Annotated in this window: 15 protein-coding genes; 3 read left to right on the top strand and 12 right to left on the bottom strand. The window is 56.2% G+C overall.

Features of this window, described 5'->3' with window-relative positions:
* Positions 1 to 42: 42 nt before the first annotated feature.
* Positions 43 to 1,611, bottom strand: a complete 1,569-nt coding sequence (locus AC0YNU_RS13805; RefSeq protein ID WP_475757337.1) for a hypothetical protein — start codon at positions 1,609 to 1,611, stop codon at positions 43 to 45.
* A gap of 428 nt (positions 1,612 to 2,039) precedes the next feature.
* Here AC0YNU_RS13805 and AC0YNU_RS13800 point away from each other — a divergent pair, with 428 nt between their 5' ends.
* Positions 2,040 to 2,537, top strand: coding sequence for a YcxB family protein (locus AC0YNU_RS13800; protein WP_475757335.1), 498 nt, complete (start codon positions 2,040 to 2,042; stop codon positions 2,535 to 2,537).
* Positions 2,538 to 2,933: 396 nt separating this feature from the next.
* Here AC0YNU_RS13800 and AC0YNU_RS13795 read toward each other — a convergent pair whose 3' ends face one another.
* The 3 genes from AC0YNU_RS13795 to AC0YNU_RS13785 form a co-directional block, all read right to left on the bottom strand.
* Positions 2,934 to 3,566: a bifunctional 4-hydroxy-2-oxoglutarate aldolase/2-dehydro-3-deoxy-phosphogluconate aldolase gene (locus tag AC0YNU_RS13795; RefSeq protein WP_475757333.1), complete on the bottom strand. Its 633-nt coding sequence runs from the start codon at positions 3,564 to 3,566 to the stop codon at positions 2,934 to 2,936.
* A gap of 105 nt (positions 3,567 to 3,671) precedes the next feature.
* Positions 3,672 to 5,135, bottom strand: a complete 1,464-nt coding sequence (gene mutY / locus AC0YNU_RS13790; protein WP_475757331.1) for an A/G-specific adenine glycosylase — start codon at positions 5,133 to 5,135, stop codon at positions 3,672 to 3,674.
* A gap of 14 nt (positions 5,136 to 5,149) precedes the next feature.
* A complete protein-coding gene (locus AC0YNU_RS13785) occupies positions 5,150 to 5,953 on the bottom strand; it encodes an AraC family transcriptional regulator (protein WP_475757329.1) in 804 nt (267 codons plus the stop codon).
* 217 nt (positions 5,954 to 6,170) lie between these two features.
* Between AC0YNU_RS13785 and AC0YNU_RS13780 the strand changes: the two genes are divergently transcribed.
* Complete coding sequence (locus AC0YNU_RS13780) at positions 6,171 to 6,533, top strand: c-type cytochrome (protein WP_475757327.1); 363 nt, start codon at positions 6,171 to 6,173, stop codon at positions 6,531 to 6,533.
* A 121-nt stretch (positions 6,534 to 6,654) separates the two neighbouring features.
* On the opposite strand, the gene AC0YNU_RS13775 is transcribed toward AC0YNU_RS13780, so the two are convergent.
* The 8 genes from AC0YNU_RS13775 to AC0YNU_RS13740 form a co-directional block, all read right to left on the bottom strand.
* On the bottom strand, positions 6,655 to 6,873 hold the full coding sequence (locus tag AC0YNU_RS13775; RefSeq protein ID WP_475757325.1) for a hypothetical protein: 219 nt from the start codon (positions 6,871 to 6,873) through the stop codon (positions 6,655 to 6,657).
* An 85-nt stretch (positions 6,874 to 6,958) separates the two neighbouring features.
* A complete protein-coding gene (acpS, locus tag AC0YNU_RS13770) occupies positions 6,959 to 7,354 on the bottom strand; it encodes a holo-ACP synthase (protein ID WP_475757323.1) in 396 nt (131 codons plus the stop codon).
* A gap of 19 nt (positions 7,355 to 7,373) precedes the next feature.
* On the bottom strand, positions 7,374 to 8,492 hold the full coding sequence (locus AC0YNU_RS13765) for an SGNH/GDSL hydrolase family protein (RefSeq protein WP_475757320.1): 1,119 nt from the start codon (positions 8,490 to 8,492) through the stop codon (positions 7,374 to 7,376).
* 175 nt (positions 8,493 to 8,667) lie between these two features.
* Positions 8,668 to 9,477 (bottom strand): ammonia-dependent NAD(+) synthetase, encoded by an 810-nt coding sequence (gene nadE, locus AC0YNU_RS13760; RefSeq protein ID WP_161702549.1) that lies wholly within the window; start codon positions 9,475 to 9,477, stop codon positions 8,668 to 8,670.
* Positions 9,478 to 9,488: 11 nt separating this feature from the next.
* Positions 9,489 to 9,923 (bottom strand): BrxA/BrxB family bacilliredoxin, encoded by a 435-nt coding sequence (locus AC0YNU_RS13755; RefSeq protein WP_475757315.1) that lies wholly within the window; start codon positions 9,921 to 9,923, stop codon positions 9,489 to 9,491.
* 103 nt (positions 9,924 to 10,026) lie between these two features.
* Entirely contained in the window at positions 10,027 to 10,455 is a 429-nt protein-coding gene (locus AC0YNU_RS13750) for a DUF3905 domain-containing protein (protein WP_475757313.1), read from the bottom strand.
* Positions 10,456 to 10,470: 15 nt separating this feature from the next.
* Positions 10,471 to 10,605: a hypothetical protein gene (locus AC0YNU_RS13745; protein WP_475757311.1), complete on the bottom strand. Its 135-nt coding sequence runs from the start codon at positions 10,603 to 10,605 to the stop codon at positions 10,471 to 10,473.
* A gap of 118 nt (positions 10,606 to 10,723) precedes the next feature.
* Positions 10,724 to 12,415, bottom strand: a complete 1,692-nt coding sequence (locus AC0YNU_RS13740) for an ATP-binding protein (RefSeq protein ID WP_475757309.1) — start codon at positions 12,413 to 12,415, stop codon at positions 10,724 to 10,726.
* A 263-nt stretch (positions 12,416 to 12,678) separates the two neighbouring features.
* Between AC0YNU_RS13740 and AC0YNU_RS13735 the strand changes: the two genes are divergently transcribed.
* On the top strand, positions 12,679 to 13,938 hold the full coding sequence (locus AC0YNU_RS13735) for a BaiN/RdsA family NAD(P)/FAD-dependent oxidoreductase (RefSeq protein WP_475757307.1): 1,260 nt from the start codon (positions 12,679 to 12,681) through the stop codon (positions 13,936 to 13,938).
* The last annotated feature ends 31 nt before the right edge of the window (positions 13,939 to 13,969 follow it).

Here is a 13,969-nt window from a genome sequence, read left to right as displayed (position 1 = left end):
CAATGCAATGTTCGTTGCAATCACGATTAAATACGCTTACGGTTATAGCCCTTCGACTACATGAGCAGTAAGCTGCCGTTTAGCGAAGTCGAAGACGAATTCAACGACTTCGTTTTCCCGTTCAACGATCAACGTGGACTTGGTAGAAGACCCGCTTCGAGGGTAGCTGTCGATCGAATACGTCTGGGACAAGGTTCCGTAAGGAGCTACCGCATAATCGAACGCGCCTCGGAACGGAAATACGAACGTGCGCCGATAAAGCCCGTTCCCCGTATAATACATGCGGGTTGTCTCGCTGTTGGAATCGAAATTGATCGCCCCGACCTGATGCTGGAAGCTGCCGTATAGGATGACGCGGGACGGAAGCTTGACGCCGGTCTCCGGATCGAACTCGTTCGTCGCGCCATAGGATGCATTTGGGACCGGGTTGCTCGCGCTGCCTAGGAGATTTTGTTCCGATTGCCAAATCCGCTTGATCGTCTCTTCTTGACCGAATCCGAGCGGACAGCCGGCACTTGCCTGATTGGCTTGATAACAGTCGGCTATCGCTTCGCTTTCGCCGTTTGCCTGCATCGGGATTCGGCAGCTGCCCAATGTTCTGCGGATCGGCATTTGCAAATAGGCATGGATGTTATTCGCGGCCGTCCATTGGAAGGCATAGACCAAGAATTGATTGCGGCTCTCCTGATCCTGCGAGGCAAACCATGCAATCTGATCATAGCCCCACCACTCCATCCAAGCCCGGCGTTCATTCGGAATATCGTCGCTCTCGCTGAAGAACTTCCCTCCCCAATTATCGAGCTCCATCAACATCGGCAAGGTATCGCAGCTCCAGCCGCTTGGCGTTACGCCGCCTTCGCTGAACCCTTCTTGCACCAGCGCGATCTTGTCTCCTGCCTGGTCCAAGATCGGCATTCGCGAATAAGGCATGGAATGAAAGTCGAACAATAGCGTGCCGTTAATATTCACCCCGTGCGTATGCGCATCAAGCAGCACGATGCCACGTCGCGCATGGTCTCTGGCATAGTCCCTTATCTTCCTGAACAACGCGGCCGTTTTCTTAAACCCGTTGTCTTCGGCGGCATATAAATGGACTTGCCCCATATGAATCGCTTCATACCCGGCATCAATATAACGCGCCGCCCTGTAGTAGAACCATAGCTGCGTCTCCGGCTTATTCATGTTCGGAATGCCGCCGTCCCCATCCCACACGAATCCCTGCGGCTTCGAATCGAACAACATGTCCGCGTAACGGAACGTACGCCGTTCGACCGATAATTGAAACGCCTCGAAAACCCAACCCGGTATTTCAATGTCCTCCACGCCGGTGAAAACGGCTTCAAAAATGCATGTCTGCAACATGATGTCCGGGTCGACCTCATGCACGCGTTCCGCAAGCGCCCGCGAGTTCCGGAAATGCGCGTCGTCATCCGGTTCCAGCAGCCACACGCCCGAAGCGCGGCCGAGAAACTTGGCGCCGATGTTGCCGATCATTCGCAAATCGTCGTCCAGCGTCGTGCTGTTGACCAGATCCGCGGCCGTGACCGCTCGTGAAAGATAGCCCTCCAGTGCATCGCGACTAATCGTTCCGTTAAACATAGACAGAGTCATACGCAACCTCCAATTGTGGGATTTGTCTCGAAGAAAGTTGTCCGCCATCTATCTGGTATCGATACCAGATAGTTAATTCTACTATAACATCTCTATTTTCAAATGGGAGATAAATTTCGAGGAAAATACAAAATTCCCGATGGATCAAGGTTTTCTAAATCGTCAGGACACCGCCGGCGTTCTAACGGAACGACAGAATTGTTGTTTGCCGCCAGCAGGCAGTACGGGAACTTCACCGTTTTTGGTGCGCGCCGCTGCACTGTAGTTGAATGATCCTGTCGTGACGACCGATTGGTCTGCGACCGTAACCTTCTCATGGCATTCCAAAATATGCTAAAATGGGAAGAGAAGTGGAGATAATCGACACTTCGGCGTACGCGGAATGAAGCCGTATGCGCAGAAATATCTTAAATGAGCGGAGAGAGCCCATGCAGGAAATCCAGTTTAATTTCGGGTCGTCGTTAAAGCAGGTTAACAGGGCGCATTATTTTCACGTGCGAAGGAATCTGATCGCGTTATCGGTATTCGGGCTTATCATGCTGCTTTTCCTGGCTGCCATCGCAAAGTGGGATCTGTGGCTTCTTTGGGTCGCCATACCCACCCTCGTCATTCTCTCCGCATTCGATGCGCGGAAGAAGTTCGTCCTTGCGCCCAGCAAGAAAATGAAAGATCCCCGCTACAACCAGCTGTTTACATTTGCATTCAACGAAAAGGAACTCTCGCTGTCCGCGCCCGAACTAAGTTCTAAAATCAACGTGGATTATCTCGTGAACGTCTGGGAGAACGCCGATTTTTATTTATTGTTCCACGACAAGCGCAACTTCTGGTACATCCCCAAAGCGTCGTTCAAGAACCGAGAACAGGAGCAATATTTCAGGGCAATCATCTTGAAGCATCATAAGATCTCGACCGGGATTATGAAATAAACATGCCCGCGCACGGGCCACGATTGACCTTTTTTGCGTTAAAGAACTTTATTTTCCCTCACCACCAGCCAGGGCCTTTAACAAACCTTTAGCGCTCTGTAATGGAATTGTAATATTCCCTTCATGTTTCTTTCATAATCCAACTCTATAATAAACACATGACCCCCCTTTATTATATATTTTCTCTCTTGCGCCTGCGGATATGCCGCAGGCCTCTTTGTTTTTATGGGGCTTGTTACGGGGCTTATTGCGGGACTTGTTAAGGTTTCTCCGCCCTAAAATAAAGAAGCGCGGCAGCAGCCGCGCTTCTTCGATGTTCTATGAATCTATGAAATTCGGTCATGCCCAATGAAACCACACGATGCTCCAATGACTCTCCGTCTGATTACACGTGCCTTACAAAGCTTTCGCCGCATCCGCGAACTGTCTTGCGCGTTCGGTCAGCAGATCGAAGCGGCCACTGCGCACCCAGTCGAGGTTGACGAGCTTGCTGCCCATCCCGACCGCGCAGGCGCCGGCTTTGAAATAATCCGCGATGTTGTCGAGATCGACGCCGCCCGTCGCCATCATCGGGATACGGTCCAACGGCGCGCGGATCTCGGCGAGGTACTTCCAGCCGAGGGTGCCCATCGGGAACACCTTCACTGCTTCCGCGCCGGCTTTCCATGCGCGTACGATTTCCGTCGGCGTCATGACGCCGGGCCACACCGAGACGTTGTTCTTCAACGCGTAATCGACGACGGACTCGTCGAGATTCGGAGAGATCAGAAACTGCGCGCCGGCCGCGACCGCTTCCTTCGCCATGTCCAAGTCGAGCACCGTGCCTGCGCCGATTCCCGCTTGGCTGCCGTACTTGTCGCGCCAGCGGCTGATCATGCCGGCTGCGCCGGCCGTGTTCATCGTAATTTCCATCAGCGTGATGCCGCCGCTCAGCAGCGCCTCTGCCGCCTGGTCCGCATATTGGTCTTCGATGCCGCGGAATATCGCGACAATCTTCTCCTGCTGCAATCTATCAAGCATTTCGCTCACGGTACAGCCTCCATCCCATTGGTTCGTTCCGTCTAATCCTTTGCGCCGACCATGGGCGCATTAACCTAACATCCTTAACCATTGTAGAACGAGCCTTCCGCCGAATCAATCCAAATCGCGCCAATAATCCTGCAAAATGCGGATAAACACATTCGGGAACGCGAACGTCCGCATCTCTTCGGGACCGATCCATCTGTAGTGGGCAGGCGCTCGGCCTTCTCCGTATGCAGCGGAAGCTTCGGCCGCAGCAACGGCATTAAGCAGGCTTACCGTACTTGCTGTACTTGCGCCTGCAATACCTGCCGGTTCTACCGCAATTGCCTTCTCCGTCGCCTGCCAGAAGCCGAACTCCGCCCGAAACACCTGCATGTCCCAAACGATATGGCTGAACACATGATCCGTCTCGCCCCACCAGGCCTCCGGCCGGACGAGCAGCCCGTCCTCCGCCGACAAAGCCCGGCTCATGAAATCCGCCATCGCCGCGCGCCGGTCCGAACTCCCGCCAGCATCCGGCATGCCTACCACGCTTGCCGTTCCTGCACGCAAGACCGGCTCCGGGAACGCCAGCTCCAAGCCCACAGCCGTCTCGCGTTCTCCGGCCAATGCCTCCGCAGCAGATGCTGTCACTGATGCTTCCGTCGACACAGTCAGCTCCAGCTCGCCAGTCGCCGTGGCCGCAGCTGCATTCACGACTGCAGACGCTTTGCTCCGGCCCCGCCGCTTCACAGGTGATGCCGCGCCGAGCGAGTCAGGCGCCAGTACATGCGGCAGCTCCCACATTTGAGCGAGCAAGCCGCTCTCGGGCCGCTGGCGCACGAGCAGCTTGCCGGCAAGCTCGCCGCTTCCGGTTATGAGCGCCGCGATCCGCGTCTCCCGGCGCGGCGGCTTCGCCTTCGTCTTGATCGGCAGCACATGCTCCTTGCCGGCCATGCGCCCTTCGCAATGCATCATCACCGGGCAAGTCAAGCAGCCTGGCGACTTCGGCGTGCACACGAGCGCGCCGAGCTCCATAAGCGCCTGATTAAAATCGCCGGCCGAGCCTTCCGGTATGAGCGAAGCCGCCAGCTTCTCGATGCCGATGCGAGTTGCGGGCTTGGCGATATCCTCCTCGAGGCAGAAGTACCGCGACAGCACGCGCATGACATTGCCGTCGACCGCCGGCTCCGGCCGGTTGTACGCGATGCTCATGATCGCGCCCGTCGTGTAAGGTCCTACGCCGCGAAGCGCGGAGACCGCGTCTTTGTCATCCGGCACGACGCCGCCGTGGCGCGCCAATACCTCGCGCGCTCCCGCCTGCAGATTCCGGGCGCGCGAGTAATAGCCGAGTCCTTCCCAGCATTTCAGCACCTCCGGTTCCGGCGCGTTCGCCAGCGCGGAAGCGGTAGGAAATTTCTCCATAAACCGTTCGTAATACGGGATCACCGTATCTACCCGCGTCTGCTGAAGCATGATTTCCGATACCCAGACACGGTACGGATCGCGGTTCATCCGCCAAGGCAAATCCCGTTTGTGGGCCCAATACCACCCCAGCAGCTCTCTGCTGAAATAGCTGGCCGCTTCAGTTGTCATGCGTGTTCGCTCCCTTATGCATCTTCGTCTTCGCCGAGGGCCAATCTCCTTGCAGCTTCACAGTAGGTTTGCCTGTACCGGCTCGGGGTTAATCCGGTGTATTGCCGGAACATGCGGGACAAATAATGCCCCTGCATGCCGACTTGCTGGGCGACGTCGGTAATATTGAGCTCGTCCTTCTGCTCCAGCAGCAATTTGGCGCGTTCCAGTCTCCGCAACGTGACATATTGAGCGGGTGCATGCCCCATGAGGTTCTTGAAATAACTGATGAAATAGTTCGGATGAAGAAAAACCAGCCGCGCCAGATCCTCCACGGCGATCCTTTCGGACAAATGCGCCTCGATATATTCTAACACACGGTCGAGCTTCTCGAGCGGCTCTGTTTCGCGCAGCGAGGCTTCGTTAATGCCGCCGTGCTCCAGGAAAACAGCCAATATCTCGAGCAGCTTCGCGCGGGTGCGCAGCTCTCTCGTCAGAAGCGGCGAGCGGTATGCTTCGATCAGCTGTTCGAACAGCAGCACCATTCGCTCTTGTTCCTCCGGAACGATGAATAACGGGAGCTTGAGAAGGTCGAACATCTCAACGTCCCCGATGGATGCGCGGAAATGGCACCAGTACATGCTGACCGTCACCTCCGGTTCGGCAGCGAACGACTGGAAGGCACCCGGCGGAACAAGGTACAGCTGACCGGGCTTCATTTCCACCTCCCGGCCGTCCACCTTGAGCGCGCCTCCGCCTTGCGTAACGAACCAGAAGCGGTAAAACTCCGGCATCAGCTGCGATGTGCGGCCCGGCTTCGATATTGAATAAGCAGCCATGGATACTTCTGCATGAAAGCGGTGAAAATAATGCAGGATGATTGTTCTGTAGGTGTGTTTCATTGCAGCTCCACATCAAAATAAGTTAATTAACCACAAACATATCGTTCTATTATAACGCAACGTTTCAAGAGGAACCAATGCACATCCGACTAGCAAAATATTCCTACTTAAGAATGATTTACATAAGCGACAGCGCATAAGGAGGCTTTTTCCCATGAAGACCAGCCGTTCGTTAATCCATCCCGTCCGCGGATTTATTCGCGTTCTCTTGCTGGCGGTTCTTCCGCCCGCTCTGCTCTTCTTGAGCGGAAGCGGCTCGGCGTCCGCAGAGGCGATCAGTGCCGGAGCGTCCGATACGCCGCAGGTATTCAGATCCAATTGCATCTCCTGCCATGGCACCGATCTGAAGGGCCGCATGGGCGACTCCACGAACCTGACGAAGGTCGGCAAACGAATGTCCAAAGCGCAGATTGCTGCTCAAATCAAGCAAGGCGGCGGCGGTATGCCGCCCTTCTCCGGAAGACTGCAGGATGCGCAGATCGAAGAGCTGGCCGCCTGGCTAAGCGCCAAGAAGTAACCGCCAGCGAGATCGGCCCTCCCATGCAGAACAAATGGAGCTAGAAAAAGATCCTTACGGGAGGCTGGCTCAGCCCCTCATAAGGATCTTTTTCCTGTCTATCGCTATAATACTGTATTGGTTACTTGGCTTCCTTCCCTGCCGTCCGTCTCCATTGAGGCAGACCCGCTCCCACCGGTCCTCTATACGACCATTTGGAATCGCCCATCGTCGGATGCGGCGGAAACAGGTCGCCCTGCAGCAGCGGCAGGCAGCAGCCCCACAAATCCTCGTACAGTCCATCAAGCGGAACGGCCTGCCCGCTCCTGAACATTCGTTTGGACTGCAGCCCTTGTCTCATCGCCGCTCGCCGCCTTTCCTTCGCCCGTTATTCCTATGTTGTATTCCAATTATGGGCAAAAGGTGACGATGTTATGCGAGCGCCTTCAATCGAGGCATTCTACAATGACATAAGCGGATGCAAGAGCTGCATCATGCGAGATGGACACATGAATCGCGATGTTGCGATCCTGATGGCCAAGCCGAGCCCAAGCAGCCGACGACAGCCGGCAGACAGGCTTACCCCCGGCCTCGCGGCCGATCTCGATGTCTTGAAAGCCGAGCGCGGCGCCGATGCCGCAGCCGAAGGCTTTGGAGACGGCTTCCTTGACGGCGAAGCGCCCGCCGATGAATTCCGCGGCGCGTCTGCCGCTATATGCCGAAGACATCTCCCGTTCGTGCGCCGTCAGGATCCGCTCCCGGAAACGCTCGCCGGAGGATCCCCGCAATGTCTTCTCGATCCGCTCCAGCGAAGCGAGATCATGTCCGATACCGATGATCACTGTGATTCAACCGCCTCACTTAGCCGATGACGCCGATCAGCGCCAATCGGAAATTCGTTCCTCTGCATTCCGGCCGATCGCCGTGAATGACTTCAAGCTCCATCCGATGCTCGCCGGGCTCCAGCTCGTCCCCTAGGAACCAAGTATGGAACCACCCTTCGTCCGCGCACCAGTCCGGCCGGTTACGGCTGACCGTGATCCAATCGCCGCCGTCGAGCCGGTAACGGAACTCGGCAGACAACTTCCCGAAATCAAATCCGAGCGATAGCCCCCGTCCGGTAAACGAGAACGACAGCTTCGCGCCGACAGCCGCAGTTTCAAGCACCTGATCGATCCATTCGTAGAACGGCCAGCGGCGAATGGTCCACGGCCCTTCTGTCTTGACCTCCGCAAGAGGCAGAAGCTCTGCCGCTCCCCAATGCTTCGGATTCAAAGGTTCGGGCAGTCCGCTAGCCTCGACCTGACGACCTTCCGCCTGCTCCGGCTTCGACTCGCCTGCTCCGATCCCCAGCTCCCGCTCGAGGAAAGCGATGATGCTTTGGCCATAGCTGTAGCTGCCGCGGCTTGTCGGATGCAAGCCGTCGGGCAGCCATTCCTCCCACCTCATTCGGCCCTTGCGCACTTCCTCCAGCGCATACAGCCCCATCCAGACGGAGCCGATGCCGTAATGCTCCGCCAGCTCCTCCAGTTCCGCAATGGAATCCGGTACGCCGCCAACGCTCATCGCCGCGTACATGTCCTGCATGTACGTATGCGCAAGCACGACGTCGCTGCTGCCGTCCGCCAGCAGCTTGCGGACCAGACCTTCCCGCGTCCGCCTGCGCTTCTCCGAAGGTTCGCCGGAATCGTTGACAGCGTAATCGATAAATACGAGCCGACAGCCGCGGTCAATGAGATCCCGCTTCGCCCGAAGGACGGCCAGCTCGCTGCCCGTCGCGCCGATCGCGGCATTTTCGACGACGATTCTCGCCTGCGGGAATTGCTCGACGAGCCAGCCGATGACCGGTTCCGGCCAGTTGTGGCGCGGACGAGCGTCCGTAATCGAGCCGCCGATGAAGCCGACGGTCAGTTGGCCTTCCGAGAGTGCTTGAACGGTATTGACGAGCGGCTTGCGATGCTGCCAAACGGATGGATGCATGGCTTGAACTACCTCCCCATAGTGGTTCAACGATATGCCCCTATCATACCAAAAAAATGCAGTCGGCAATATGCGCTATGCCAACCTGCTATTTGCGCTACAGCATTGCCCGCCAGCTCGCGCATACAAACAACGCCCCTCGGCCGAAGCCGAAGGGCGTAATCGAATCGCATCCTTAGATGCCCGGAATCGTGTTCCGTTTGTGCGCGGTCTTGACGTACTGCTTCTCCAGCTTCTCGCGAGCTGCGTCGCTGACCGGCTTGCCTTCGAGGTAATCGCTGTTCTCGTCATAGGTGATGCCGAGCTCGTCCTCGTCGGTTTGGCCTTCCCACAGTCCCGCCGTCGGCGCCTTCGTCACGACTGCGCCAGGAACGCCGAGCGCTGCCGCAACCTGACGGACTTGGCGCTTGTTCAGCGTGCTGAGCGGCGTGATATCGACCGCGCCGTCGCCCCACTTCGTGTAGAAGCCGGTGATCGCTTCGGAAGCGTGGTCCGTGCCGACGACGAGCAGGTTAAGCTCGAACGCGAGCGCGTACTGCGTCACCATGCGGGTGCGCGCCTTCACGTTGCCTTTGCCGCCGCGGCTGATGTGACGGGAGATGCCGATCGATTTCAGGCTGTGTTCCACTTCCAAGGCGATCTCGTCGACCGCCTCCTGGATGTTCGTCTCCACGCGGTGCTTCAGCTTGAACGCTTCGGCGACCTCGTAGCTGTCGGAAATGTCGACTTGTTCGCCGTAAGGCTGGAACACGCCGAGCGTCATATATTCCTTGCCGGTTTCTTCGCTCAGCTCGTCGGTCGCCAGCTTGCACAAGCCGGTCGCAACCGCGCTGTCGATCCCTCCGCTGATGGCGATCAGGAGGCCGGCCGTACCGGATTTGCGTACATAGTCTTTCAGGAAGTCGACCCGCTTGCGAATCTCTTGCTGCGGATCGATCTCAGGTTTAACGCCAAGCTCTTTGACGATCTGTTCCTGCAAGCTCATGCTCTCACCTCTTATTGGCAGTACCGCTCGAATGCAGAAGTCAGATCTGCTGCGATATCGGCGGCCGAACGGTTCTCAATTTGGTGGCGCTCGATGAAATGCACGAGTTCTCCGTCCTTGAACAGGGCGATGGAAGGCGAGGACGGCGGGTACGGCGCAAGGTATTCGCGCGCTTTAGCCGTTGCTTCTTTGTCCTGGCCGGCGAACACCGTGAACAGGTGATCCGGTTTGATCTCGGATTGCAGCGCATGCGCAACGCCCGGACGGCATTGGCCGGCGGCGCAGCCGCATACGGAGTTGATGACGAGCAAGGCGGTTCCCTTGGCATCCGGAAGCTTCTCTACTACCGCTTCGGGCGTGCGCAGCTCCTCGATTCCGATTCGGGTCAAGTCGTCGCGCATGGGTTGAACCATATCAAGCATATAACGTTCAAAAGACATCGACATATGTGATCGCTCCTTATGAATTCATTTTCTTTCTATTATACCCCCCTCCCTATATGAAAGCAAAGAAAAAGCAACCAGGCCTGCGCCCGATTGCTTCGGTGCTTCATTGCGGATCATCGTCCAACTCGCTGTCGTTCATCGCCCCGTACGCCGCATCCTTATCGGGATGCGTGAAGATTCCGCCCGCCGGCTGGATGCCCTGCTCGAAATATTCCCGGTTCTCGCTGGTCTGAAATCCGATGTCCTTGAACGGATGCACCCACTCGCTGCCGGCCATTATGGCGGGATCCGTCTCGGCCGTCCAGCTGCTCAGCGGCGACTCCGGCGATTCGTACATATGATCGCCGATCAGGACGCCGCTGCTATTGACGAAGGGCGCTCTGGGCCCCCGGCCGCTGCGGAACTCCGGCAGGAAGTTGATCTCATAGGGATCCAGCTCGGGATCATCGCCGCCGGCTCTTAGTCCTTGGGTCTGCTGCTCGTTATGCTCGTCTTGCTCGTTATGCTTGTTTTGCTCGTTTGGTTTACTCATGCCCGCGCTCCTTCCTCAGATAGAAGGGCGATTAGGGCCGTCTAATTTCTTGTCGTAGCCTTCCGATTCAGGAGCTTTGCCGCCCTGCTTCTTCTTGCTGGCTGCCGCATCCTGAACGGAATCGCTGCGTGACTGCGGATTGTTTCCCACTGCTGGCACCCCCTTCCAAAGGTAGTATGCGCGCAAGGAATTCCGCTTATCCGCCGATCCGTTACCGGCTATTCGTTCTCGATTTCGTTATGTATCGCGTTACGTATGATTGCTGTCGCTAATCCCGGCTCAGCGCGGCCGCGGCTTCGTATGAATTGCGGCTGCGGTCGAAACGGACGATGAAGGTCGTGCCGGTCCCTTCCTTGGAATCGACGTGAATGACGCCGCCGTGACGCTCCATGATGCTGAGGCAAAGCGGCAGGCCGAGGCCGGTCCCGTGGGATTTGGTCGTATAGAACGGCTCGAACAGATGCTCCAGCTTCTCCTGCGGGATGCCGCTGCCGGTATCGCTGACGCGCATCTCCACGAAGTTCTCGAATGTAGCCGTTTCCAAAGAAAGCACGCCGTGCTGATCCATCGCCTCCATCCCGTTCCGGGCAAGGTTCAGAATAAGCTGCTTCATCTCTTTCTCGTTCAGCATCAGCATCGGAATCTGATCCGTCAGGTTAAGCTCGAGCGATTGGCCCCGCATATTGGCGTCCGCCCACAGCAGCGGCAGGATCTCGTTGATAATATCGTGCAGCGACTGGCTGTTCTTCTCGATAACCCGGTTCTGGGCCAGCGATAAAAAGTCGCTGATAATGCTGTTCGCCCGGTCGAGCTCCTCCATGACGATGCGGTAATATTCCTTCTGATTGTCCGGGCTTCGCTCGCGCATAAGCTGCACGAACCCCCGGATGACCGCCATCGGATTACGGATCTCATGCGTAATGCTGGCGGCCATCTGTCCGACGAGACTAAGCCGTTCCATACGCCCGACCTCATCGCGAAGCCGGTTCAGCTCCGTGATATCGTGAGCGATGATCGCCGCGCCGATGATTTCGTTATTTTGAATATCGCGCACGCAGATGCCGGAATTAACGTATATCTTCCCCTGCTCCTGCACGTATTCCGTCGTGATCTTGTGGCCGTTCAGCGCTTGATAGAGCAGACGCCCAAGTACATCCTTCTCGATGTGGTCGTACAGGATCGTAAACGGCTGTCCGATCAGCTCATGCCGCTGCCTGCCGCCTACCTTGTCCTTCAGCAGGAGAATAGCCATCTCATTGATGTGCGTAATCGTGCCGGCTTGGTCGACGAAGATGACGCCGAGCGGCGTTTCTTCTATAAATTGCTGCAGCTTCTGCACCTCGATGCGAAAGCTGTTCGAAATTTTGTGCAGCTGGTAATTCACGTGCTGGTGATGCACGAAGTGATCCGAGAAGAAGATTGCCAGGCCGATAATGACGAAGTACCCCAGCTGATGGATCAGAATGGCGGCATAGTCGGTCATTTGCATATCAGGATGCTCGACGTAGCTGTAATTAAGGAAGGTGCAGAAACGAATCAAAAGTATGACCGCCGTCAATCCGAACGCAATCTTATATTTCTTCCTGCGCTCCACGAGATAAAAGGAATGATTGAACATGGAAATGATCGGAATAACGAACAACACCGTGCCCGCCATCTCGATCCAGCCCCAGCTGCCCTCCATCATGAACTGTTCGGCGATCAGATAGATGGTTGTCAGAGCCAGCGTGACCCATGGTCCCCCGTACAATGAACCGATAATCAGCTGCGAATAAAGGTAATCCAGGTCAAACCCTTTCACCTCGGCGCACACCGCAATGCCAAGCGTCACGCAGGCGCCGCAAATCAGAATCAGCAGGTAAGGAACCCTTTTGAGTGGTTTGGAGTAGTCATACCAAAATTGAAATATAAATACCGGAAGCAAAGCTAGAATGAATTGCAATAGAATTAGCTTCCACACAAAATTGAGTCCCACCCTTCAGAAGAAACCCAGTTATTGTATATCCTATTTACCTGTTAATCCGATTAAATCATAGGTCTATCGTTTTTACAATGTATTTCCGATTCAATAATAGTCAAACCAGGATTGGTATATTCTCCCATAAATATGAAGTTGGCGTAAAGGGACAGGCATGAAGCCGAGTAGACGCTCCTCAAACTGGATAGTATGATAGGTATCGGCAATCTGACATTCTAAGCGATCGATAATCGAGGGGAAAACCAATGAATTACGAGGTTATTATTATAGGAGGCGGCTCCGCCGGGCTCATGGCCGCAATTGCAGCCAGCAAGCACGGAGCGAGCGCGCTTCTGCTGGACAAAGGGGACAAGCTCGGACGTAAGCTGGGCATTTCGGGCGGCGGCCGCTGCAACGTGACGAACAACAAGGATCTCGACGAACTGATCAAGTTTATTCCAGGGAACGGCCGTTTCCTCTACAGTGCATTAACAAGCTTCGGCAACAAAGACATCATTGCATTCTTCGAAGGCCTCGGCATCGCGCTCAAGGAAGAAGACAACGGCCGGATGTTTCCTGTTAGCGATAAAGCCAAGACGGTCGTCGACGCACTTATTGGCCAGGTGCGAAGGCAGGGCGTGGACATCCGCGTGAATGCGCCCGTCAAGCAAGTCCTATACGAGGACGGCCATGTCCATGGCGTCTTGCTGCCATCAGGCGAAACGATTACTTGCAGAAGCGTTATCGTTGCTACCGGCGGCAAGTCCGTCCCCCATACGGGTTCGACCGGCGACGGCTATCCATGGGCGGAACGCGCCGGACATTCGATAACGGAGCTCTTCCCGACGGAGGTGCCGATTACGTCGAACGAGCCGTTTATTCAAAGCAAAGAGCTGCAAGGGCTGTCGCTCAGGGATGTCAGTTTATCCGTCTGGAACGCGAAAGGCAAACGGGTAACGGAGCATCGGGGCGATATGATCTTCACCCATTTCGGCGTATCCGGTCCCATCGCGCTGCGCTGCAGCCAATTCGTCGTGAAGGAACTGAAGAAAGGCGACGCGCGCAACGCCCTGCTGACCATCGATCTGCGGCCGGATCAATCCGCGGCGGAGGTGTACGACGAGACGCTGAAGCTGGCTGGGGCCGAAGCGAAGAAGACGATCAAGAACGTGCTGCGAAGCTATTTGCCTGAACGCATGCTTCCTATATTAATGAAGGAAGCCGGCCTGGATGAGCAGCTGACGTATGACCATATTCCGAAACAGGCATGGCTGGAATTCGCGAAGCTGATTAAGGCATTCCCGATGCGGGCGTACGGGACATTGAAGCTGGAGGATGCCTTCGTTACGGGCGGCGGCGTCAATCTCAAGGAAATCGATCCCAAGACGATGCAATCGAAGCTGATGCGGGGCTTATATTTCTGCGGAGAAGTGCTGGACATTCACGGCTATACCGGCGGCTATAACATTACGGCGGCGTTCTCTACGGGCTATGCGGCCGGCAGCCATGCGGCGCTGTCCGATTGAAACAGGCTGACCAAGCGAGCAATCGCGCCGG

The organism is Paenibacillus sp. J31P316 (assembly GCF_056269105.1).
The sequence above is the reverse complement of the archived record's forward strand: the minus strand, read 5'-3'. Positions and strand labels throughout refer to the sequence as shown.

Coding starts and splice junctions, on each gene's coding strand:
- AC0YNU_RS13805 (WP_475757337.1), bottom strand. CDS start 1,611: ATGACTCTGTCTATGTTTAACGGAACGATTAGTCGCGATGCACTGGAG.
- AC0YNU_RS13800 (WP_475757335.1), top strand. CDS start 2,040: ATGCAGGAAATCCAGTTTAATTTCGGGTCGTCGTTAAAGCAGGTTAAC.
- mutY (WP_475757331.1), bottom strand. CDS start 5,135: ATGACAACTGAAGCGGCCAGCTATTTCAGCAGAGAGCTGCTGGGGTGG.
- AC0YNU_RS13785 (WP_475757329.1), bottom strand. CDS start 5,953: ATGGCTGCTTATTCAATATCGAAGCCGGGCCGCACATCGCAGCTGATG.
- AC0YNU_RS13780 (WP_475757327.1), top strand. CDS start 6,171: ATGAAGACCAGCCGTTCGTTAATCCATCCCGTCCGCGGATTTATTCGC.
- AC0YNU_RS13775 (WP_475757325.1), bottom strand. CDS start 6,873: ATGAGACAAGGGCTGCAGTCCAAACGAATGTTCAGGAGCGGGCAGGCC.
- AC0YNU_RS13765 (WP_475757320.1), bottom strand. CDS start 8,492: ATGCATCCATCCGTTTGGCAGCATCGCAAGCCGCTCGTCAATACCGTT.
- nadE (WP_161702549.1), bottom strand. CDS start 9,477: ATGAGCTTGCAGGAACAGATCGTCAAAGAGCTTGGCGTTAAACCTGAG.
- AC0YNU_RS13755 (WP_475757315.1), bottom strand. CDS start 9,923: ATGTCGATGTCTTTTGAACGTTATATGCTTGATATGGTTCAACCCATG.
- AC0YNU_RS13750 (WP_475757313.1), bottom strand. CDS start 10,455: ATGAGTAAACCAAACGAGCAAAACAAGCATAACGAGCAAGACGAGCAT.
- AC0YNU_RS13735 (WP_475757307.1), top strand. CDS start 12,679: ATGAATTACGAGGTTATTATTATAGGAGGCGGCTCCGCCGGGCTCATG.